Source organism: Pseudarthrobacter sp. NPDC058329 (genome assembly GCF_042879835.1).
GTDB lineage: Bacteria > Actinomycetota > Actinomycetes > Actinomycetales > Micrococcaceae > Arthrobacter.
In genome coordinates this window covers 320,517-341,513 of record NZ_JBHVZR010000002.1, presented here as the reverse complement: position 1 = coordinate 341,513, position 20,997 = coordinate 320,517, and the positions used below count along the sequence as shown (strand labels likewise).

The following is a 20,997-nucleotide window of genomic DNA, read 5'->3' as shown; positions in this document are numbered from 1 at the left end:
ACGGGAAGGGTACAAAGAAACAAGACTGCTTGCGTCCACTATGTGGTTCCCAACCAACAAACCCGAACCGGGTACCGTTGCCAGGGAACATAACTGAATAACAACACCACAACTGCACCCAAAAAAGTGCAGAAAAACATGTTGTAACCACAGATTTCCCACCCCCAAAAGGGGTGCGGAGCAAGGGTTACGGCGGTCATAGCGTGGGGGAAACGCCCGGTCCCATTCCGAACCCGGAAGCTAAGACCCACAGCGCCGATGGTACTGCACCCGGGAGGGTGTGGGAGAGTAGGTCACCGCCGGACAACCATTAGGTCGAGGCCCCAACCACAACGGTTGGGGCCTCCCGCATTTAAAACCCACCACCACCCAAACGCACCCTGCGGCAGCCCCGCCGTCATACCCCACCCACCAAGAGAGCACCCCAACGAATACCGCAGTGAGTGCGAGAGCATTCCCCGGAATAATGCAGGAGGTGAGAGAGCGTCGCAGGGTGGTGCGACAGGACAGCCTTTGGTGCGAAAGCGGCTCGAAAACCTCAAGAATCTGGTGATTAACCTCAAAAAGTCGCGGAAACACGCGGAATTTGCGGACCAGGACGGCCCAAGCTGGTAAGTTTTCGAACAGTGGCTTGTGCGCATGCCGCGTGCAGGCTCCAGAAATCATGACCGTCCAGGAGGACATCAATGGCTAAGAACCGTAGTGAACTTGTTTCAGAGGTAGCAGGCAAGGCCGGCACCAGCCAGGCAGCCGTCAACTCCGTCCTCGACGCACTGTTCGAGGTTTTCGAGACTTCCGTTGCCGCCGGTGAGAAGATCACCATCCCGGGCTGGCTCGCCGTCGAGCGCACCGACCGCGCAGCACGCACGGGCCGCAACCCGCAGACCGGCGAGACCATCCAGATCGCCGCTGGCCACAGCGTCAAGCTGACCGCCGGTTCCAAGCTGAAGGCTGCGGTCTCCAACAAGAAGTAAAGCTTCTTCCGCCCGGCATCAAGAACCGGCGTGGACAAGGGGCGGCAAACCATACGGTTGCCGCCCCTTTTGCTTTAAGCCGATTCGCGGCCCGGGCAAGGGTAGCGGACAATGGATAGGTGCCTTCCGCCGCAAAACCCCAATCCACAGCAACCCAGTCAGCCCCCGGCAAGGGAGCCGCCGGGCAGGGCGGCGGCGCCCTCCGCGTCTCCAGGGGATGGCAGCTGGCGGGCCTCGGAGCGCTCTTCCTCGGGCTCGTAGCGGCACTCATATTTTCCGGCGCTGCCGCTGCCCGTGAGGTCTCGGATCCGGGTGCGCTGGTCCGCTGGGGCCTGCCCGTCAGCAAGGCCATTCACAACGTTTCGGTGGCCACGGTCGTTGGCGGCCTTATCTTCGCTGTGGGCATCCTTCCCCGGAGCCTCGGACTCCGCAGCCGGGACCGGGCGGCAGTGGCGGAGGACGCAGAACATCCCGCCTTCACCCGCGCCCTGGCCATTGCAGCCGCTGCGGGCGCGGCCTGGACCCTGTCCGCCATTGCCGTCCTGGTCCTCACGTACGCGGACGTGGCAGGACAGGGAGTGTCCGGCGACGCCCAGTTCACCCAGGCCCTGGTCTTCTTCATGACCGACATTGAGACCGGCCGTGCGTGGCTGGCCGTCACCATCATCGCGGCAGTAGTGACCACCGCCCTCTTCGGTGTTCGCTCACTGGCCGGGCTGGCCGTAACCCTGGCCCTGGCATTCATCGGTCTGGTGCCGACAGCCCTGATCGGGCACTCCTCGAGCTCCTCGGACCACGAAGGCGCCATCAACTCCCTTGGCCTGCACCTGGTGGGCGTCAGTACCTGGGTAGGCGGCATCATCCTGCTGGCGCTGCTGTCCGGCATCCTGACAGGTTCCAAAGCCGGCGACACCGCGGACATCACCGAACCAACGCTTCGCCGGTTCTCCTCGCTGGCCGGTTTCGCCTTCGTGCTGGTTTTTGCATCCGGCATCATCAACGCCAGCATCCGGATCACCAGCTGGGCTGACCTCTTTGGCTCCCCCTACGGACAGCTGATCCTTGCCAAGTCCGCTGCGACGCTGGTCCTGGGCGGGATCGGCTTTATGCACCGGCAGTGGGTCATCCCGCAGCTGAACTGCAAGGGCTCCACCATGTCCTCGCGAAGGGTCCTCTGGCAGCTGGTCCTGGCTGAATTCCTGGTAATGGGGGCAACCTCCGGCGTGGCCGTGGCCCTGGGCCGTTCCGCCCCGCCCCAGTCCACCACGTATGCACCCGACGCCTCACCCGCTTTTATCCTCACCGGATACGAACTTCCCCCGGAGCTGACCCCCGCCCGTTGGCTCACCGAATGGCGGCTGGACTGGCTCTGGGTTGCCGTTGCACTGTTCGGGCTGGTCTCCTACTTCCTGGGCGTGGCAAAGATCCACCGCCGGGGCGACAAGTGGCAGTGGTTCCGGTCCGTGAACTGGGTCATCGGCCTGCTGGTGCTCACCTACATCACGTCCGGCCCGCCGTCGGTCTATGGCCGCGTTCTCTTCTCTGCGCACATGGTGGACCACATGGCGCTCACCATGGTGGCCCCAATCTTCCTGGTCCTCGGCGCGCCGGTGACTTTGGCCCTGCGCGCCCTGCCGCCCCGCGGAGACGGTTCACGCGGCCCGCGGGAGTGGTTGCTGGTGTTTGTACACTCCAGGTTCTCGCAGGTGGTGACGCATCCGCTCTTCGCGGCCGCCAACTTCGCCGGTTCCATTGTGCTGTTCTACTACTCGGACATGTTCGGCTTCGCCATGCGTGAGCACGTGGGCCACGAACTGATGATTGTGCATTTCCTGCTCACGGGATACATCTTCGTCCTGAGCATGATCGGCTCGGACCCGCTGCCGCGCCGGGCGCCGTACCCCATGCGGCTGCTGCTGCTCCTGGCCACCATGGGCTTCCATGCCTTCTTTGGCGTGGCGATCATGGGCGGAACCAACCTGCTGGCTGCTGACTACTTCGGCAACCTGGGCCGGGCCTGGGGACAGTCTGCGCTGCTGGACCAGCAGACCGGCGGCGCGGTGGCCTGGGGGATCGGTGAAGTGCCCACCCTGCTGGTGGCCATTGGCGTGGCGATCATGTGGTCCCGCTCCGACCAGCGGGAGACCAAACGCGTGGACCGGGCGGCGGACAGGAATAACGACGCCGATCTCACCGCTTACAACGATATGTTTGCCAAATTGGCTGAACGCGACGCCAGGCTGGCCGAACGAAACAAGCTGGAAGGACGCTGATGAGCGAAACCGTACGCACCCATGCCCGGGTCCGGGCCTCCGAACTGGTAGGCCGTAACTGGTTGAATACCGGCGGCAAAACGCTGGACCTCAATGCCCTGCGCGGCAAGATCGTGCTGCTGGACTTCTGGACCTTCTGCTGCATCAATTGCCTGCACGTCCTGGATGAACTGCGGCCGCTCGAGGAACAGTACTCTGACGTCCTGGTCACCGTGGGCGTCCACTCTCCGAAGTTCGAACACGAGGCTGACCCGGTGGCCCTCGCAGCCGCCGTGGAGCGCTATGAGATCCATCACCCCGTCCTGGACGATCCGGAGCTGGAGACCTGGAAGGCGTACACCGCGCGCGCCTGGCCCACCCTGGTGGTCATCGATCCTGAGGGCTACATCGTGGCGCACCTCTCCGGCGAAGGCCACGCGGACGGCCTCGCTGTCCTGGTCCCCGAGCTCATCGCCGAGCACGAAGCCAAGGGCACGCTGCACCGCGGCTCCGGCCCGTACGTGGCGCCTGAGCCCACTTCCGGCACGCTGCGCTTCCCCGGCAAGGCGCTCTTCCTGCCCGCCGGGCGCGGCTCAGCTGAGTCACGGGGAACGTCCGACGGCGGCACTGCGGCAGGTGCCGCACCGTCCGGTTCAGCTTCCAACGGCGCCGCCACGCATGGGTCCTGGCTGGTCACCGACACGGGCCACCACCGCCTTGTGGAACTGGACACCGACTTCCACACTGTCCTGGGCACCTACGGCTCCGGCACCAGGGGCCACGCCGACGGACCCGCCGCCGGTGACACAGCCGCCGCACGGTTCAACGAGCCCCAGGGCCTGGTCCTGCTGCCGGAAGACGTGGCAGCCAAGGCGGGCTACGACGTCGTAATTGCAGATTCCGTGAACCACCGGCTCCGCGGTCTCTCCCTGCAGGACGGCAAGGTGACCACCGTCGTGGGCAACGGTATCCAGCGCCTGCTCGAGACCGGCCCGGCCCGCGTTGATGAGGGCGCCGTCGGGTTTACCGGCCGCCTGAGCGAACACCCGCTCGAGGTCTCGCTGAGTTCGCCGTGGGATCTCGTCTGGTCCAGCAAGCTCCACGCCGTGGTGATCGCCATGGCCGGCACTCACCAGATCTTCAGCTTTGACCCGCTGACCGGAGCCGTTGCCATCGAGGCCGGCAATGGACTCGAAGGCCTGCTGGACGGCGCCGCCCACGAAGCCTGGTTCGCGCAGCCCTCCGGGCTGGCGGAAGACGCGGACGGAAACATCTGGGTGGCCGACTCCGAAACGTCGGCCCTCCGCAAGCTTGTTATTGACGACGACGGCACGGTCACCGTGGAGTCCGCAGTCGGCAAGGGCCTGTTCGACTTCGGCTTCCGGGACGGTGCCGCGCCCGAAGCCCGGCTTCAGCATCCGCTCGGCGTGACGGTGCTGCCGGACGGCTCTGTGGCCATCGCCGATACCTACAACGGTGCGGTACGCCGGTACGACCCCGCCGCGGGAACCGTCTCCACGCTGGCGCGCGGACTCCTCGAGCCCTCGGACGTGATTGTGGACCACACCCAGTCAGCCGGTTCCGGGCCGCTGCTGGTCGTGGTGGAGGCCAACCAGCACAAGCTCGTCTACGTGCCCATCCCCAAGGAAGCCCAGCAGGTGGACGAGGGCGCGTCGCAGACCCACCGGCCGAAGAGCCCCGTGGCTCCCGGCCCCCTGGAGCTCACGGTACGCTTCACCGCCCCCACCGGGCAGAAGCTGGATGACCGCTGGGGCGATCCCACCCAGCTGAAGATCTCCTCCACCCCGCCCGAGCTGCTGGTGTCCGGCGGCGGAACGTCGGTGGGGCTGCTCCGGACGCTTGAGCTGTCCTCCGACGTGCCTGAGGGCGTTCTGCACATCACCGCCCGCGCCGCTGCCTGCGACGGCCCGGAGACCGAGGACGGCGAAATCCCGGACCATGCGGCCTGCCACCTGTACCAGCAGGACTGGGGCATCCCGGTGCTGCTGCAGCCCGACGGCGATACTGAGCTGGTGCTGGACCTGCGCGGCATGGACTGACCCGCCGTCGTCGTACTGACCCAAAGGCTGCCGCCCGTGACATGTGCGTCACGGGCGGCAGCCTTTAAGCGCCCCGGGACTTGGCCAGCCCCGGATGGCGGGGCCTCCGGATGCGGGGAGCTCCAAACGCGTGCCCACCGTGACGTTGCTGGCCGCCTGGGCTGGGGTGTTGCATGTCCACATACAGCGGCACGCCCCTGCCGAACACCAACGGATGTCACCACTATGGCCCCATGGACGTCTCAAAAGCCCTGGAGCAGTGCGGTGGTGCTGCCCGGAGGCCCACGCTTGCCGGGTTGGGTGTTGACGATGCCGCACTTCGCCGGGCGGTGCGTGGCGGGGTCCTGCAGCCAAAGCGGGGCCTCTACGCGCTTCCGACGGCATCTCCGGAGTTGGTTGCGGTGCTGTGGAACCGCGAGCTGCTGACGTGCGTGAGCGCTGCCCGGAACCACAACCTCTGGTTCTTGCCGTCGTCCGGGCTCCGCCACGTGTACCACCGGAGACAAGCGGCCGTCGGGGATGGGGCCGTGCACCATGCCGGACTGCTGCTGCCGGCTTCCTCATTACACCCGGTGGCATCCCTGGCTGATGTGCTGATTCATGCTCTGCGGTGCCTTTCGTTCCCTGAAGCACTTGTCATGGTGGAGTGCGCCGTGGCGAGGGGTGACATGACTGTTGAATTCCTCCGCCAGCGGCTGCCGGGGCGCCGGAACGGGAAGGCACGGGCCGTCCTGCACTGGGTGGACCGTGGCGCCGACTCCCTCCTCGCGACCCTGGCGCGGACCTACTTCCGCCAGGCAGGTATCAGCGTCCAGCCGCAGGCCTACCTGGAGCGGGTGGGATATGTCGACCTGCTGCTGGACGGGTGGCTGGTGGTCGAACTTGATGGGAGGCACCATGCGGAATGGAAACAGGTCAAGAAGGACCACCGGCGGAACAACGAGTCCGTGGTCCAGGGATACACGGCGTTGCGGTACTACTACTCGGACGTGGTGCACCGCCCCGAGGCCATGGTCGCCCAGGTTTTGGCAGTGCTCGGACGGCGGCGGTAGCTGGTTCGGCGTCACGAGAAGCACCGTTTTAGCGCCTGCGGAACAGGGATCCGCGGGATTTCGGGGTTTGACGTGGACCGTGAGCCTAAAGACGTGCCCTGAGTGACGCCGGCAGGCTAAGCGGCAGCCCGCGTCTGGCCTGGCCGAGCCTAGAAGCTCAGCAGCGGTGTGACTTTGATGGTGTCCCCGGCGACGTCCAGGCGGGTGGTGAAGCTGAAGTCCACTTCCTCGTCCAGCGGATACCAGGCACCGGTGAACAGGTTCTGCTGGAGGGCCTCCACCTTCGCCTTGCCGTCCAGCGGCGCTACCACCCAGCGCCCGTCGAAGGGCTCGATGGCCACGTTGGGATACTCGGTGACGGACCACTTGATGGTGCCGTCCTGGACCCGGTTGTTGCTGGCGTAGTAGAAGGGGCAGTCCGGCTGGAGCTTCTGCTCCTTGACAGCCTGGGCAGCGCACCCGTCCAGGAACTCCCTGACCTTCGCCGTCACGTCCGTCTTCAGGTTATCCGTGGCTTGGGTCAGCAGGTTCAGCGGGGCCACCGGGGCGTCGCGGGCGGTGACGGTGGCACGGGTGGCGGGGGCAGAAAAGTACTCGCCGTTCACCGTGGCCTCGTATTCGCCCGGGTAGAAGACGGCGAAGGAATTCCGGCCGTTCGGCATGTTGACGTCCACTCCGTTGACCGTGGCCTCGCTGGAGTTGACCACCGTGACATCAACGGTAGGCAACCGGGACGGGACAAACGCCCACGTGTTGAAGAAGATCCACTCGGCTCCGGTTTTCTGCAGCGCAAACTCGGTGCGCAGCCGGCTGCCGTCGATGGAGTATTCCATGGGCACCATCACCTGGCCGCCCGGACGTTCCTCGGCCTCGCCGATGTTCACATTGCTAAAGCGGGAAGCGGCGGTCTGCAGCGCGGTGCCGTCGAGCATTGCGGCGTTGCTGGGCGGCACGGTGGCCCGCAGGAGCCCCAGCGCCTTGCCGCCCTCGCCGCTCTGCAGGGCCGCCACATACTCGCGGACGGGCTGCTGCGGGCTGGCCAATGTATTGTTCACGAGGTTGATGGCAACGATGGCGCCGGCCACAGCAAGCATGAGGCCCAGCAGCCATCCGGCCGCTATCCTCACCAACGCTTGACTCATCTGCACGTTCCATACGTTACCTGCCATGCGCCCGACGGCGGCAGTTGAGTCAGCGCACTGCGGCGGCTTCCCTTAGCGGCGGCGCCGTGACGACGTGCCGAACACTCCGCGGAGCAGCTCCCGTCCCAGCTGGGTTCCAATGGACCGGGCCATGCTCTTCAGCCCGCCGCCCAGGGCTCCACCCAGGACGCCGCCGAGGTCGCCCACCATGCCGCCCCCCGGTTCCTGGCGGGTAGTCCGGGGTGCTTCCGCGCGGGCACGGTCCGGACTGTTCCTGGTGGGCGCGGTCCGGCTGCTGGGCCGCCCAAGGATCTCCTCTTCGATCCGCCGCGCCTCGGCATCGACGTCGAAACCGCCGGCTGTCCGGCCGTCCGGACTGCCGGCGGGAACACCGCTGCCGGAAGCACCAGCACCGGGAACAGGCGGCTGGCCGGGCGCAGCGGGGCCGGTGGGAGCCGCCGCTTTGCCCGTGAGCTTCTCGTATGCCGAGGGGTTGTCCACGGCGGTCCCGTACTTGCCCAGCAGAGCCGACCCCGCCACGGTGCTTCGGACCAGGGCCTCGTCACTGGGTCCCATCACGGATTCAGGGGCGCGCAACCGGGTGAGGGCCACCGGCGTAGGTGCGCCCTTCTCGTTCATCACGGTGATCACGGCCTCGCCGATTCCGGCGGAAGTCAGTGTCTCCTCCAGGTCGTAGTCGCTCATCGGGAACGTGGATACCGTGGCTTTGAGCGCTTTCGCGTCTTCCGGAGTGAACGCCCGCAAAGCATGCTGTACGCGGTTGGCGAGCTGGCCGAGGACATCAGCCGGCACGTCCTTGGGGGTCTGGGTCACGAAGAAGATTCCCACACCCTTGGAACGGATGAGCCGGATGGTGGTGGTGATGGCCTCGAGGAACGCTTTTGACGCGTCGTTGAAAAGGAGGTGGGCCTCGTCGAGGAAAAACACCAGCTTGGGTTTGTCCAGGTCGCCGGCCTCGGGCAGGTCCTCAAAGAGATCGGCCAGCAGCCACATCAGGAACGTGGAGAACAGCATCGGCTTGGTCTGCAGGGTGGGCAGTTCCAGGCAGGTGACCACTCCGCGTCCGTCCGGAGCGGTCCGCAGCAGCTCGGCGGTATCAAACTCCGGTTCGCCGAAGAACTTCTCCAATCCCTGGGCCTCGAGGCTCACCAGCTCGCGCAGGATCACTCCCGCCGTCGCCTTGGACAGTCCACCCAGCTCCTCCAGCTGGTCCTTGCCCTCAGGCGAGGTCAGGAATTGGATGACCGCCCGGAGGTCCTTCAGGTCGATCAGCTCCAGGCCGTTTTTGTCAGCAAAGTAAAACACGAGCTGCAGGCTGGATTCCTGGGTGTCGTTCAACTCCATGATCCGCGAGAGCAGGATGGGGCCGAAGGACGTCACGGTGGCCCTGACCGGGACACCGTTGCCATCCCCGCCCAGTGCCAGGAACTCGACCGGGAACGTCTTGCCCTGCCAGGACTGGCCGATGCCTTCGGTGCGTGCCGCGAGCTTTTCGCTGCCGGCGGCCGCGGTGGCCAGGCCCGAGAGGTCGCCCTTGATGTCAGCCAGGAAGACCGGAACACCCGCGGTGGACAGCTGTTCGGCCATCATGTGCAGCGTGACGGTTTTGCCGGTGCCGGTGGCGCCTGCCACCAGCCCGTGCCGGTTCATCATGGCCAGCGGCAGGCGGACCTGCGCCTCCTTATGGAGTTCGCCGTCCACAATGGCGGCGCCCAGCTCGATGGCGGGCCCCTCCAGCGTGTACCCCTTCTGGATGGTGGCTAGCTTCTCTGCTGTGGTTTTGTTGGCCATGCCGCTAGCATAGCGGCGGCCATGCCCTGCTGGCGGGGGTAGGAAACGTCAGTTCGGCGGAACCTCTGAAAGCTCTTTGGTGAACGCCAGGAACTTCAACGTCTCCGGGTCCGCGTCCAGGTCGAATTGAGGCTGGTAGCCGGTAGTGAGGTAGAGGTGCTTTGCTTCGGGCTGGCGGGGACCGGTGGTGAGGTAAAGCCTGGTGTACCCGCGGCGCGCAGCCAGGGTTTCCAGCTCGGTCATCACCAGCCTTGCCAGGCCCCGGCGGCGGTGGGCGGAGTGCGTCCAGATCCGTTTGAGCTCCGCGGTGCCGGAGTCATAGCGGCGGAAGGCTCCGCCGGCGATCGACTCGCCGTTCTCCTGCACCACCAGGAGTGCTCCGCCGGGCCCCTCGAATTCTTCTGCCGGGTAGCGGTTGAGTTCCTCCGCTGCCGCCTTCCGGCCGAAGAGGTCGCCATAGCGGGTGTCATATTCGACGGCGAGTTCGTCCAGGAGCGGCCTGACCCGCGGATCGTGCATGGGCAGGATGAGGACCGTCAGCGCGCCGGGGTCGAGCGGCTGGCGCGCAGCAGCGGTGGGCTGGCGCTCAATTCCGACGGGTTGGCGCGCGAGGTTCGGTTCTGCAGTCACGGTTCAGTTCTTTCCGACGGCGGCGGGTGCTGTGGACAGGGTGGCGGACTCCCGGACGGCGAGGCCATGGGCTGCGGTGAGGATGGTCCGGGCAAGGGCATCATTTTCGCGGAACGGCGCGGCGTTGGTGTCGGGCCGTGCGAAGGCTCCTGCGCCCCAGCCAGAGGTGCCGGGGCCGATGCCAAAGAGCGTGGGCTGCGGCGTTCCCTCGGCGCCCACCAGTTCATGCCGGCTGGAAATCAGCAGCTTGCCCGTGGAATGGATGCCGTCGGCGGTCAGCAGTTGCTGCTCCGCGCCCAGGCCCGTCCGGTGCAGGGATTCGAGTACCGGGTTCAGCGACCGGGCCACGGTGGGGGAGGGCAGTCGTGCTTCGATCAGGGCCGCCGCTGCCACCGACATGTCAGACCGCGGGGAGCTTGCACGGAACAGTCCGGTGGACTCGTCCGCGGCCACCTCAACATCCGGGCCGAGGAACTGCAGCAGACCGGCGCGGTGCAGGGCAAGCATCTGGCGGAGGCGGTGGGGCGGCGGCCCGGAGTCCACGAAGCTGAAGAACCCGTGCCACCAGCCGTGCACCACCTGCTGGGACCTGGCGTTGAGGCGCTCCGGCGGAACCAACCGCCCCACTTCCATGTACACGTGGAGCAGGGCAAGGAAAAGGGCAAGGGTTTCGGGGTGGTCGGGGCTGTCCCGCAGGGCGAGATCGTGCTCGATGTAATCCACCACCGCATCCTGCACGTCCTGATGCCCTGCAAAGCGGCGGCCGGTGAACGGCCGGTCCAGCCGTTCCAGGTCAAGGTGCAGGGCGGCATCCGGTACCGCGGCAGCCACGAGTTCCTCGCGGGCGGGGCTGTACCAGTGGAGGTCCGAGTAGCGGGCGGCGAACTCGTCCCAGCCCATGGCGGCCAGGGCGGGGCTGCCGGTCAGAAGCTCCCGGTAATAGCCGTACCCGGCCTCCTTCGCGATCAGCGGCCACAGGTCCCGGCGGAAATCGAGCTCTCCGCTCCGCTCGAGCAGGGCGTCCACCGCTGCGGCAGTCAGGAAACGCAACGGACCCGGCGCCTCGCCCCGGAGCGCTGCGGAAATCTTGGAGTGGTACGGCACTCCCCGGCGCGAACCTGCCCACAGCCTCGGCTCCCTTCCCGAGGCAAGGTACTTCAGGCCGCCGTCGGGAAGTTCAACGAAGCGTCCGCCGCGTCCTTCCATCAGGATGACGAGGAGGTCAACGAAGGCCAAGCCCATCCCGGAAACAATCACGTCCTGCCCCGGGGCGATGGGTGAGTAGTCGACGTCGGTGGTGTAGCTAGGTGCCGCGTGGTAGCCGCCGTGCCGCTCGGCGAAGCCGGCCCAGGCAGCAGAGGTGGCATCAGGACGGGCATCGGTGTGGCCCAGCGCGGTCACCACGACGTCGGCCTGCAGGGTCCGGCCGTTGGCCAGCTCCACGAGGTGCTTGCCGGCGCCTTCGGTGGAATCGGCGGGGGAAGGCTCCTCGATTGCCCGGCTGACAGCCACGGCCGTGGTCCGGTGAACGGTGACGCTGCGGTCGAGGGACCTGGCTGCGCGGCGGAAGAACCACTCCAGGTACTGGCTCTGCAGCTGGCGGGTGGGGAACGTGGCGCCGGTGAGGGAGCGCAGCTGCTCCCGCAACGGGCGGGGGAAGTCCGGCACATCGGTGATGGAGCCGTCGACCACGGCCGCGGCCCATTCAGCCAGGCTCGGACCACGGCTGGCCGGACCCTCGCAGGCCACCGAGGCATCGGTGAACATGGTGATGTCCGCCGCGGTGGAGTTCAGCAGCAGTCCGGGATCCTGGTCGTAGCGCCAGATGCGGCCGGACCCCGGGATGTGCGGCTCGATGACGTGGATATTCAGCTGCCCGCCGAAGAGCTCCGGACGGTTGGCGGCCATCCGCTCCAGGACTCCGGCCGTGCGCGGCCCGCCGCCGACGAAGACGACGGCCGGGATGTGCGTTGGCATGGGTACTCCTGGTGGCGGCGGTTAGGGGCGGCTGGAGTGCCCATGCTAGGCAGCGATTCCGACGGCGGTCGAGCGGCCGGTCACGCTCGTTAACTCCGCGTCACATCCCGTCAAAGGACGCAAAAAACCGACTCATGACGCTGTGCGAACTCCGGTGAAGTTATGCAACTTGCTGCCTTGCTGGGCCCTTCCGGCCGGTCCTAGATTTGCAGCCAGTAACCGGGGCAATCAGCTCCGGCCCAACCAGTGAAACGAGGTGGCGCATGAGTTCAGCAGCAACTACGGCGGCGCAGTCAACAAAGTCAGCACAGCCGGCTGCCGGGCCGGCGCCGGACGCCACTGAGGCAGCTGCTTCCGGTGCGGGCGGCGCCCCGCCGGAAGACGGGACGCCGCGGGTGGCTACCGACTACTCCGCGTACCGTGTGGTGGCCGCAAAGCATCCCTGGCGCTGGGTGGGCACCGCAGTGGTGGCCCTTGGCGTTCTTGGCGTCGCCTTATCCCTGGCCACCAACCCCCGGTGGGAGTGGGGCGTTGTGGCGCAGTGGTTCACTGCCCAGTCGGTCATCAACGGGCTGATCGAGACCCTGAAGCTGACCGCCATCTCCGGCATCCTCGGTTTTGTGCTGGGCTTTATCCTGGCGCTGATGCGGCTGTCCGCCTCCCCGCTGCTGGTCTCGGTGTCCTGGACGTTCTCCTGGATTTTCCGGTCCACACCGCTCCTGGTCCAGATGCTGCTTTGGTACAACCTGGGTTACCTGTACGAAAAGATCAGCCTCGGCATCCCGTTCACCGACGTCCGGTTCTTCGAGGTGCAGACCACCACGCTGATCAGCCAGTTCGCGGCAGCGGTGCTGGGCCTGACCCTGAACCAGGCAGCGTATTCCGCCGAAATCATCCGCGGCGGCATCCTCTCGGTGGACCAGGGCCAGCTTGAGGCCGCGACCGCGCTGGGCATCCCGGCGTGGCGGAGGTCCACCCGCATCGTCCTGCCACAGGCCATGCGGGCCATCCTGCCCACCGCCTTCAACGAGATCATCGGCCTGGTCAAGGGCACGTCCATTGTGTACGTCCTGGCGTACTCCGAGCTCTTCTACACCGTGCAGGTCATCTACAACCGCACCCAGCAGGTCCTCCCGCTGCTCCTCGTGGCCACCCTCTGGTACGTGGTGATCACCTCGGTGCTCAGCGTCTTCCAGTACTACATCGAACGGCACTACTCCAAGGGTGCGGTGCGCAGCCTGCCGCTGACGCCCCTGCAGAAGGCCCGCAAATTCTTCGCCACCCACGCCGTGGCCAACAACCGGGCAAGGAGCCTCTGATGACCACCGCTGCAACTGCCGCCACTGCTCCCGCCGGCCCTGCCCCGGCAACAGGTGCCCAGGAATCTGCCGAAGCTCCGACGCAGGAGCGCGCAGCCACCCGGGGGCTGGTGGAAATCACCAAAGTCCGTAAATCCTTCGGTGCCACCGAGGTCCTCAAGGGCGTCAGCCTGACGGTGGAGCCGGGCGGCGTCGCCGTCATCGTGGGACCGTCCGGTTCGGGCAAGTCCACGCTGCTGCGCACCATCAACCACCTTGAGAAGGTGGATGGCGGCTTCATTGCCATTGACGGCAAGCTGGTGGGCTACGAGGTCCGTGGCGAACGGCTGCATGAGCTGCGCGAGAAGGACATCCTGAAACAGCGCACCGAAATCGGCATGGTGTTCCAGAACTTCAACCTGTTCCCGCACCTCACCGCACTCGAAAACGTGGCCGAAGCGCCAGTCGTCGCCCAGGGCCGGTCCAAGGAAGAGGCGCGGCGCCGCGGCCTGGAGCTGCTGGACCGCGTAGGCCTCAAGGACCGTGCCGGCGCCTACCCCCGCCAGCTCTCCGGCGGCCAGCAGCAGCGCGTGGCGATCGCCCGCGCCCTGGCCCTCGATCCCAAGATCCTGCTGTTCGATGAGCCCACCTCGGCCCTGGACCCTGAGCTGGTCAACGAAGTGCTGGACGTCATCCGCGAACTCGCGAAATCCGGTACCACGCTCATCATCGTCACCCACGAAATGGGGTTCGCCCGCGACGTGGCGGACACCGTGGTCTTTATGGACGAGGGGCAGATCGTGGAACGAGGCACCCCGGAACAGATTTTCACCAACCCGCAGGAACCGCGCACCCGGAGCTTTTTCTCCAAGGTGCTCGAACCGGCTTTCAACATCTAAAGGATTCCCCCATGGCACTTTCCTCACGCCTTCCCCGCCGCTCCCGCAGCGTGGGCACCCTGGCCGCCCTGCCCGCCGTCGTACTTCTTGGAACTGCTGCGCTGGCCGGGTGCGCTGATCCCGGTGCAACCGCAGGCGGCCCGGCCAGCGGCGGAGCCGGGACGACGGCGGCCCGCAACGGCGTGGTGTACAACACCGACCCGGACCAGCAGCGAATCCGTGCAGAGAAGGACGCAGCGCTCGCCGCCAAGGTTCCCGAACTGATTGGCAAGGACGGCAAGCTGACCATCGCCACCACCGCCGGGTCCATCCCGCTGACCTTTCACGCAACGGATGACAAGACGCCCATCGGCTCGGAACTGGACATCGCCCAGCTCGTCGCGGACAAACTGGGCCTTGAGCTGGACGTCCAGGTGACGTCCTGGGAGAACTGGCCGCTGAAGACCCAGTCCGGCGACTTCGAGGCCGTCTTCTCCAACGTCGGCGTCAACAAGGACAGGGTGAAGCTGTTCGACTTCGCCAGCTACCGCGCGGCCTTTATGGGCTTCGAAGCCAAGAAGGACGCCACCTATGACATCAAGGGCGCGGACGACATCTCCGGCCTGAAGGTGTCCGTGGGGTCCGGAACCAACCAGGAAAAGATCCTGCTGGCATGGAACAAGGAGCTTGAGGACAAGGGCAAGGCACCTGCCACCCTGCAGTACTACTCCTCGGATGCCGACACCATCCTTGCGCTGTCCTCCGGACGCACCGACCTCAACATCGCCCCCTACCCCTCCACCGTCTACCGGGAAAACACCCGTGAGGACCTCAAAGTGGTGGGCAAGGTCAACGCCGGCTGGCCCTCCGAAACGCTGGTGGCAGCCACCACGCTCAAGGGCAACGGCCTGGCCCCGGTGATCACCGAGGCCCTGAACTCTGCCCTCGAGGACGGATCGTATGCAGCGGTCCTCGAACGCTGGGGCCTGTCCGAGGAAGCGCTGCCCGAGTCCAAGACAATCAACGAGGAGAACTTTAATGTCGTTGCACACTGACACCGCCTTCGAAGCGGTCGACGCCGACTGGCAGGAGTGGCACGCCGCCCACGAACGCCTCCGGGCACACACCCATGGCTTCCTCGCCGTCACCCACCTGCACTGGCTGGGCTCCGAGCCCGCAGCCCTGGAGGGAACGCCCGGAACGTGGAGCGCCGCCAATGATGTCGTCACCGTAGTCCTGGAGCCGGGCGAGGTCCTGGAACTGGAACAGCAGCCCCTCCCCGCCGGGGAAACGGTGATCGGCCCCATCGCCGAGCGCGGCGGCCTGAACCTCACGTCCGGGGACACCGTCATCGAGGTGGCCAAGCGCGGCGGCGAGTACATCGTGCGTCCGCGGAACCCGGACAACGCACTCCTGCGGGAGTACCAGGGCACCCCCGCGTACTCGCCGGATGCCGCGTACGCTGTCCGCGGAACCTATGTGCCGTTCGAGTCGCCCCGCCCCACCACGGTGGGTGCCGCAGTCGAAGGCATCCAGCACGTTTACGAGGCGCCCGGAGAAATCCGCTTCAAGCTGGCGGGCCAGGAGCTGGCCCTGACGGCATTCAACGGCCACGCGCCCGGATCGCTGTCGGTGCTGTTCACTGACCAGACCTCCGGCAGGACCACCTACGCGGCCAACCGATCCCTGTCTGTGGTCCCGGCCGCGGACGGTTCCGTGGAGCTGGATTTCAACCGGGCCGTCAACCTGCCCTGCGCCTACACCGACCTGGCCACGTGCCCGCTGCCGCCGGCCGAAAACCGGCTCCCGGTGGCCATCGAAGCCGGCGAGAAGATCCCCTACGAACGTCAGGACCAGCAGTGAGCACAACAGAACCAGCCCCCCCTGAAAAAACCGCGCAGGATTCCTCGCCATCGAACTCGACGGCGCCGGGTGGAACGGCGGAGACTTCGCCGGGCTTACCGAAGCCGTCCTCGCCGCCGAGTCTGCAGGTTTCCACGCGGCCACGTTCACCGACTCGCCGGTTCCCGGCCGGGCCAACGCCCTGCAGCGCGCCGCCTACGCAGGACCGGTAACGCGGACCATTGCCCTGGTTCCCGAGGTGGACACGGTGTACACCGAGCCGTTCCACGTCTCAACGCAGCTCGCGAGCCTCGACTACGTTTCCGGCGGCCGTGCCGGGTGGATCGCCACGGCAGCGGAATCGACGGAGGCCGCGGCCGCCGTCGGACGCCGGAACGTCAGCGGCGCAGCCCTGGCGCAGGAAGCCGCCGCCTCCGTTGAGGTTTCCCGCCGGCTGTGGGACTCCTGGGAGGACGACGCCGTGATCCGCGACGTCCCCACGGGCCGCTACATCGACGTGGACAAGCTGCACTACGCCGACTTCGAAACTCCTGCGGATTTCGCCGGGCCCGGCTACTCGGTCAAGGGACCGTCCATCATCCCCAGGCCGCTGCAGGGGCAACTGCCGGTGATTGCCGCCGCGTCACTGGTAGGTGAGGGGCAGGTTGCCGCGGACGCCGTTGATGCCGTGCTCGTCACCGCACCGACGCCCGAACTGCTCGCCGACGAAATCAGGGACGTCCGAAGCCGTTTGGGGGCAACGGTGGCAGTCATCGCCGAACTCGACGTCGTCCTGGACTCCCGCGGGCAGGCCGCCGCTGGGCGGGTGGCGGGCACCGAAGGCGGCCGGGCGCTGTACGCAGGCCCTGCGGCGGGCCTGACGGACCTCCTCGGGTCGCTGCTGTTGGAGGCCGACGGCGTCCGCCTCCACCCGGCGTCGCTCGCCGTGGAACTGGACGAACTTTCCCGGCTGGTCCTGCCGGAACTGAGGCGCCGGGGTGCACTCCGTGCAGCAGTGCAGGATGGCACCTTCCGCGACCTCCTTGGGCTGGATCGCCCGGACAGCCGCTATGCAGACTCATCCACGGCCGCTGCAGCCGGAAACTAAGGGGAGACCATGTCACAGCACAGCAGTGCTAAATCCGAAACCTTCACGCCCTCGGGCAAGCTGCAGTTCGGCATCTTCTTCCAGGGGGTCAACTCCGGCACCATCTGGAAGGCTGCCGAGTCGGGCTCGCAGACGGACTTCGAATCGTTCCGCCGCATTGTCCAGACAGCCGAGCGCGGACTGTTCGCTGCGTTCTTCCTGGGTGAGGGCCTTCGCCTCCGGGAGCACCTCGGCCGGCCGCATGCGCTGGACGTGGTGGGCAGGCCGGACGCGCAGACCATGCTCGCCGCCCTTGCCTCGGTGACCAAGAACATTGGCCTGGTGGCCACCCAGAACACCACGTACAACGATCCCGCGGACCTGGCACACCGGCTCTCGTCCCTTGACCTGATCTCCGGGGGCCGCGCAGCCTGGAACATCGTGACCACGGACAACGCCTGGACCGGTGCGAACTTCCGCCGCGGCGGATACCTGGACCACGCAGACCGCTACAAGCACGCAGAAGCATTCGTGCAGACGGCCAAGCGCATCTGGGATTCCTGGGAAACCGCCCACGGGCCCGTACGCCGGGTGCTGCATGAAGGACAGCACTACACCGTGGATGTCACGCCGAGGCTGCCCCGGAGCGCGCAGTACCGTCCCGTACTCTTCCAGGCCGGCGACTCTCCGGAAGGCCGTGACTTTGCCGCCCGCCAGGCGGACGTCATTTTCTCGGCGCACCCGAAGTTCGAAGCCGCCGTCGAATTCCGCAAGGACCTCGTGGCCCGCTCACTGAACGCGGGCCGCGGCGCCAACGCCGTGCAGATCATGCCGGCCAGCGAATTCATCCTGGCGCCCACCGCAGAAGAAGCTGCCGCGAAGAAGGAATGGGTGCGCAGCCTGCAGATCGGTCCGCAGCAGGCAGTGGCCTACCTGGAGCAGTTCTGGGGCCGTGAGCTGTCCGAGTACGATCCGGACGGGCCGCTTCCGGAAATCGATCCAGCCGTGGAGGAAACCTCGGAAACCCGCGGCAGCGGCTTCCACGGCGCCAAGGCCCGCCAGCTGGCGGACCAGTGGCGGGCTGAAGCCAAGGACAAGGGACTTTCCATCCGCCAGTTCGTCACTTCCAAGACGGCCCGCATCGACGCCACCTTCACCGGTTCCTACACAGCTGTGGCGGACCAGCTGGCCGAGTATGCACGGGTTGGCGCGGTGGACGGGTTCAACATCTCGCCGTGGCTGATTCCTACAGGCCTGGATGACATCGTGAACCACCTGGTGCCGGAGCTGCAGGAACGCGGCGTCTACCCCACGGGGTACGCAGGCAGCACGCTGCGCGAAAACCTTGGGCTGGAAACTCCGGTGCGTTCTGCGGACGAAGCTGCTGAGGCGGTCCGCGCGTCATGAACGCGGACCGCTTCAGCGGGTGGCTGCGGCGCTGGTTCCTGACTACGCGCCACAGCTTCGCCGGGATGTTCGACGGCGGCAGGGCCACTGCCGCCGTCGGCCCGTCCTTAGGTTCTGTGCAGCTCCAGCTGACGGTGTGGGAGCAGCGGCTCTAGGGTACTTCGGCGTCCGTCGCATGGGTTTGAGCCGGAGACCATCCCAGGGCTGGACCTAAGGTGCCGGCGATGTCGGTAAGGATCTGGACGTAATCCTCGTGGTCGAAGCTGAAGGGCAAGGCGAAGGCCACCTCATCGACTTCCCGGAATCCTGCGTGTGCGTACAGCTGCTCAGCGAGTTCATCGCTGGTGCCAATGAGGTCCGGGGCGAACAGCATGCCCTTTGGCCCCTGCGGCGCGCGTGTCCGGGGACTCCGTGCATCCACGTACCGCTGGTACTTTTCCCGTTGATCCGGAGACGCCGAATCGGTGGGGATCACCACCAAACCCTGTGACACCCGGGCCGGAGCATGCGCTGTAGCCGCCGTGGCAGCTGCCTCGCGGAAGGCGCGGATCTGCGATTGCTGGATGCGGGCGAAATCCGGTTCCTGGTCTGCTTCGGGAAAGACCACACTGCTGGAGAGCAGGTTGAAACCGTTGGCTCCGGCCCAGACGGCCGACTTCCTGCTGCCGGCACCGTACCAAAGGCGGTCCCGCAGGCCGGGGGAGTGCGGCTCGACGCGGCTGGAGAACTCCTCCACCACACCCTGCCGGCCGGAAAAGTCCCGCACCGGTTCCCCTGCGACCAGGCGTGCAAGCCGTTCCACCCGTGCGTAGCTGAAGTCCTCCAGCTCCGGGGAATCCGGGTACAGCTCATGTTTCACCGTGTCGTAGTGCATCGGTTCCCCTACGCTCAGCCCCGGATTGATGCGTCCTCCGGCGAGCAGGTCCACGGTGGCCAGGTCCTCGGCCAGCCGCAATGGGTTTTCCCAGCCCAGCGGGGTCACCGCGGTTCCCAGCTCAATGCGGGAGGTGCGCTGGCTGGCGGCGGCCATCACCGCGATGGGGGAGGAAATCCCGAACTGCAGATGGCGGTGGCGCAGCCAGGCGCTGTCGAATCCGAGGCGCTCGCCCAGTTCGATGATCTGCAAAGTGGACTGGTGGCCCGGTGCCGGATCTGCCGGATCGAACAGGCCAATGGTGAGGAATCCAAGCTTGCGCAAGGGATGCGTGGGGTGGGGCATGGGGCTCCTTCAGGATCGGGGCGCGCGGCTCCTTCCCAGAATATGCGCACGGATCCGGCGGTTCTTCTGACAAGGGCGGACAAAGGCGGGCGGAACTGGAACGTGAAGAATCCCCGCCTCGCTGGAGCAAGGCGGGGATTCCTTCGTCGGCAGGGCCCCTCACGTCTTGGGCAGGCCTGCCGGGTTCAGTTCTGACTTCTCGATGGCCTCGGAAGTCAGGCCCCAGCGGTCCAGGATCTTGGTGTAGGTGCCGTTCTCGATCAGCTCGTTCAGCGCGGCCTGGGCAGCGACGGCAAGGCCGTTGCCCTTCTTGGTGGTGAAGGCGATCTCAGCGGTCAGCGGCCAGCCGCCGTTGAGCGTGCCCACCTGCTTGCTCTTGCCGTCCAGGGCTGCCTTGTAGGCGGCCCCGGCGTTGGGTCCGAAGGTGAGGTCGGCGCGGCCCGACTGAAGGGCCAGGGTGGAGGCGGAATCGTCGTCGTAATACTGGAACTCAACCGGCTTCAGGCCGTTCTTTTTGTTCTCTTCGTCCCAGCGGACCAGGATGGCTTCCTGGTTGGTGCCGGAGCCCACGATGATGCGTTTGCCGGCAACATCCTTGGCCTCCTTGATCTCCCCGAGGTCCGAATCGCTCTTTGCGTAGAAGCCCAGCAGATCGTTCCGGTAGGTGGCGAAATCGAACTTTTCCTTGCGCGCCTCGGTGACTGTGACGTTGGAGAGAACGGCCTCGTACTTGGATGACTCGATGCCCAGCGGCCAGTCGGCCCAGGCCACCGGAAGTACCTCAACTTCCAGGCCCAGGGTCTCGCCCACGGCATAGGCGATGTCCACTTCGCTGCCAATCACGGTTTTGTTGTCAGTGGCGAACAGGCTGAGCGGGGCGGTGCCGCCGGTGGACACCACGGTCAGCTTGCCGTCGGCCTTGATGGCTTCCGGGACCAGCGCGGCGGCCGCGGTGTCCACGGAAACCTCGAAGCGGTCCTGCTCGGGCGCCAGGTTGAAGGACTTGCCGGCCGCGGTGGTGGATGCTCCCGACGTCGGTGCTGACGCCGCCGTCGCGCCAGGGTCTGCGCAGGCAGCCAGTCCCAGCAGCGCGGTGATGGCGAAGGCTGCGGCGGCAGCCGGTTTTGCCTTGATGGTGGGCATTTTTCCTCCTTGGAGGGGGTAGCGGATGCAACGGAATTTGCTCGTTGCAGCAACTATCCGGCAGCCCATGCGGGGGAATCAAAGGCCTGCGCAACCCGGAGATACAGGAGGTAACGGCGGTTAACCCTGCGACCGCGGCGGTCACATTCGGGGCTGCTGTGTCCGTCGGGATGCTGCGTATTCCGGTGCAAGCCGAAATAGAACGGGCACCGCAGTGGTTATGC

17 protein-coding genes and 1 rRNA gene are annotated in these 20,997 nt (G+C 66.4%); 12 read left to right on the top strand and 6 right to left on the bottom strand.

The window, feature by feature from the left end:
* Window positions 1–188: 188 nt before the first annotated feature.
* The 5 genes from rrf (at window position 189) to ACFVYC_RS06030 (ending at window position 6,338) form a co-directional block, all read left to right on the top strand.
* Window positions 189–305 (top strand): 5S ribosomal RNA (gene rrf, locus ACFVYC_RS06050).
* A gap of 381 nt (window positions 306–686) precedes the next feature.
* Entirely contained in the window at window positions 687–974 is a 288-nt protein-coding gene (locus tag ACFVYC_RS06045; RefSeq protein WP_104045996.1) for an HU family DNA-binding protein, read from the top strand.
* Window positions 975–1,093: 119 nt separating this feature from the next.
* On the top strand, window positions 1,094–3,247 hold the full coding sequence (locus ACFVYC_RS06040) for a cytochrome c oxidase assembly protein (protein ID WP_387547897.1): 2,154 nt from the start codon (window positions 1,094–1,096) through the stop codon (window positions 3,245–3,247).
* Window positions 3,247–5,286 (top strand): NHL domain-containing thioredoxin family protein, encoded by a 2,040-nt coding sequence (locus ACFVYC_RS06035; RefSeq protein ID WP_387547895.1) that lies wholly within the window; start codon window positions 3,247–3,249, stop codon window positions 5,284–5,286. The genes ACFVYC_RS06040 and ACFVYC_RS06035 overlap by 1 nt, the downstream gene beginning before the upstream one ends.
* Window positions 5,287–5,459: 173 nt before the next feature.
* Complete coding sequence (locus ACFVYC_RS06030; protein WP_387547893.1) at window positions 5,460–6,338, top strand: endonuclease domain-containing protein; 879 nt, start codon at window positions 5,460–5,462, stop codon at window positions 6,336–6,338.
* A gap of 149 nt (window positions 6,339–6,487) precedes the next feature.
* Here ACFVYC_RS06030 and ACFVYC_RS06025 read toward each other — a convergent pair whose 3' ends face one another.
* The 4 genes from ACFVYC_RS06025 to ACFVYC_RS06010 all read right to left on the bottom strand — a co-directional run bounded on the left by ACFVYC_RS06025 (window position 6,488) and on the right by ACFVYC_RS06010 (window position 11,899).
* The gene (locus ACFVYC_RS06025; RefSeq protein WP_387547892.1) at window positions 6,488–7,480 is read right to left on the bottom strand and encodes a hypothetical protein; all 993 of its coding nucleotides are present in this window, start codon (window positions 7,478–7,480) and stop codon (window positions 6,488–6,490) included.
* 72 nt (window positions 7,481–7,552) lie between these two features.
* Window positions 7,553–9,292 carry a helicase HerA-like domain-containing protein gene (locus tag ACFVYC_RS06020; protein ID WP_387547890.1) on the bottom strand — a complete coding sequence of 580 codons (1,740 nt, stop codon included), beginning with the start codon at window positions 9,290–9,292 and terminating at the stop codon, window positions 7,553–7,555.
* A gap of 48 nt (window positions 9,293–9,340) precedes the next feature.
* Window positions 9,341–9,922 (bottom strand): GNAT family N-acetyltransferase, encoded by a 582-nt coding sequence (locus ACFVYC_RS06015; protein ID WP_387547889.1) that lies wholly within the window; start codon window positions 9,920–9,922, stop codon window positions 9,341–9,343.
* Between the two features lie 3 nt (window positions 9,923–9,925).
* Complete coding sequence (locus ACFVYC_RS06010; RefSeq protein ID WP_387547886.1) at window positions 9,926–11,899, bottom strand: FAD/NAD(P)-binding protein; 1,974 nt, start codon at window positions 11,897–11,899, stop codon at window positions 9,926–9,928.
* Window positions 11,900–12,162: 263 nt separating this feature from the next.
* Between ACFVYC_RS06010 and ACFVYC_RS06005 the strand changes: the two genes are divergently transcribed.
* The 7 genes from ACFVYC_RS06005 to ACFVYC_RS05975 are packed head-to-tail and all read left to right on the top strand — an operon-like array spanning window position 12,163 to window position 18,566.
* The gene (locus ACFVYC_RS06005) at window positions 12,163–13,218 is read left to right on the top strand and encodes an amino acid ABC transporter permease (protein WP_387547883.1); all 1,056 of its coding nucleotides are present in this window, start codon (window positions 12,163–12,165) and stop codon (window positions 13,216–13,218) included.
* Window positions 13,218–14,096 (top strand): amino acid ABC transporter ATP-binding protein, encoded by an 879-nt coding sequence (locus ACFVYC_RS06000; RefSeq protein WP_387547881.1) that lies wholly within the window; start codon window positions 13,218–13,220, stop codon window positions 14,094–14,096. Before ACFVYC_RS06005 ends, ACFVYC_RS06000 begins: the two co-directional genes overlap by 1 nt.
* A gap of 11 nt (window positions 14,097–14,107) precedes the next feature.
* The gene (locus ACFVYC_RS05995) at window positions 14,108–15,130 is read left to right on the top strand and encodes a transporter substrate-binding domain-containing protein (RefSeq protein ID WP_387547878.1); all 1,023 of its coding nucleotides are present in this window, start codon (window positions 14,108–14,110) and stop codon (window positions 15,128–15,130) included.
* Window positions 15,114–15,938: a DUF1684 domain-containing protein gene (locus tag ACFVYC_RS05990; RefSeq protein WP_387547875.1), complete on the top strand. Its 825-nt coding sequence runs from the start codon at window positions 15,114–15,116 to the stop codon at window positions 15,936–15,938. Before ACFVYC_RS05995 ends, ACFVYC_RS05990 begins: the two co-directional genes overlap by 17 nt.
* Window positions 15,939–15,987: 49 nt before the next feature.
* Window positions 15,988–17,025 carry an LLM class flavin-dependent oxidoreductase gene (locus tag ACFVYC_RS05985; protein WP_387547930.1) on the top strand — a complete coding sequence of 346 codons (1,038 nt, stop codon included), beginning with the start codon at window positions 15,988–15,990 and terminating at the stop codon, window positions 17,023–17,025.
* Window positions 17,026–17,034: 9 nt separating this feature from the next.
* Entirely contained in the window at window positions 17,035–18,411 is a 1,377-nt protein-coding gene (locus ACFVYC_RS05980) for an NtaA/DmoA family FMN-dependent monooxygenase (RefSeq protein WP_387547873.1), read from the top strand.
* Window positions 18,408–18,566, top strand: coding sequence for a hypothetical protein (locus ACFVYC_RS05975; protein ID WP_387547871.1), 159 nt, complete (start codon window positions 18,408–18,410; stop codon window positions 18,564–18,566). The genes ACFVYC_RS05980 and ACFVYC_RS05975 overlap by 4 nt, the downstream gene beginning before the upstream one ends.
* On the opposite strand, the gene ACFVYC_RS05970 is transcribed toward ACFVYC_RS05975, so the two are convergent.
* Together ACFVYC_RS05970 and ACFVYC_RS05965 are read right to left on the bottom strand one after the other, a co-directional pair.
* Complete coding sequence (locus ACFVYC_RS05970; protein ID WP_387547869.1) at window positions 18,563–19,630, bottom strand: LLM class flavin-dependent oxidoreductase; 1,068 nt, start codon at window positions 19,628–19,630, stop codon at window positions 18,563–18,565. The genes ACFVYC_RS05975 and ACFVYC_RS05970 overlap by 4 nt on opposite strands.
* 159 nt (window positions 19,631–19,789) lie before the next feature.
* On the bottom strand, window positions 19,790–20,773 hold the full coding sequence (locus ACFVYC_RS05965) for an ABC transporter substrate-binding protein (RefSeq protein ID WP_387547866.1): 984 nt from the start codon (window positions 20,771–20,773) through the stop codon (window positions 19,790–19,792).
* Between the last annotated feature and the right edge of the window lie 224 nt (window positions 20,774–20,997).

Excerpts from the sequence above, each read along its gene's own strand:
- ACFVYC_RS06005 (WP_387547883.1), top strand. The coding sequence starts at position 12,163 with ATGAGTTCAGCAGCAACTACGGCGGCGCAGTCAACAAAGTCAGCACAG.
- ACFVYC_RS06020 (WP_387547890.1), bottom strand. The coding sequence starts at position 9,292 with ATGGCCAACAAAACCACAGCAGAGAAGCTAGCCACCATCCAGAAGGGG.
- ACFVYC_RS05965 (WP_387547866.1), bottom strand. The coding sequence starts at position 20,773 with ATGCCCACCATCAAGGCAAAACCGGCTGCCGCCGCAGCCTTCGCCATC.
- ACFVYC_RS06045 (WP_104045996.1), top strand. The coding sequence starts at position 687 with ATGGCTAAGAACCGTAGTGAACTTGTTTCAGAGGTAGCAGGCAAGGCC.
- ACFVYC_RS06010 (WP_387547886.1), bottom strand. The coding sequence starts at position 11,899 with ATGCCAACGCACATCCCGGCCGTCGTCTTCGTCGGCGGCGGGCCGCGC.
- ACFVYC_RS06035 (WP_387547895.1), top strand. The coding sequence starts at position 3,247 with ATGAGCGAAACCGTACGCACCCATGCCCGGGTCCGGGCCTCCGAACTG.
- ACFVYC_RS05995 (WP_387547878.1), top strand. The coding sequence starts at position 14,108 with ATGGCACTTTCCTCACGCCTTCCCCGCCGCTCCCGCAGCGTGGGCACC.
- ACFVYC_RS05970 (WP_387547869.1), bottom strand. The coding sequence starts at position 19,630 with ATGCCCCACCCCACGCATCCCTTGCGCAAGCTTGGATTCCTCACCATT.
- ACFVYC_RS05990 (WP_387547875.1), top strand. The coding sequence starts at position 15,114 with ATGTCGTTGCACACTGACACCGCCTTCGAAGCGGTCGACGCCGACTGG.
- ACFVYC_RS05975 (WP_387547871.1), top strand. The coding sequence starts at position 18,408 with ATGAACGCGGACCGCTTCAGCGGGTGGCTGCGGCGCTGGTTCCTGACT.
- ACFVYC_RS06025 (WP_387547892.1), bottom strand. The coding sequence starts at position 7,480 with ATGAGTCAAGCGTTGGTGAGGATAGCGGCCGGATGGCTGCTGGGCCTC.
- ACFVYC_RS06030 (WP_387547893.1), top strand. The coding sequence starts at position 5,460 with ATGTCCACATACAGCGGCACGCCCCTGCCGAACACCAACGGATGTCAC.
- ACFVYC_RS05980 (WP_387547873.1), top strand. The coding sequence starts at position 17,035 with ATGTCACAGCACAGCAGTGCTAAATCCGAAACCTTCACGCCCTCGGGC.
- ACFVYC_RS06000 (WP_387547881.1), top strand. The coding sequence starts at position 13,218 with ATGACCACCGCTGCAACTGCCGCCACTGCTCCCGCCGGCCCTGCCCCG.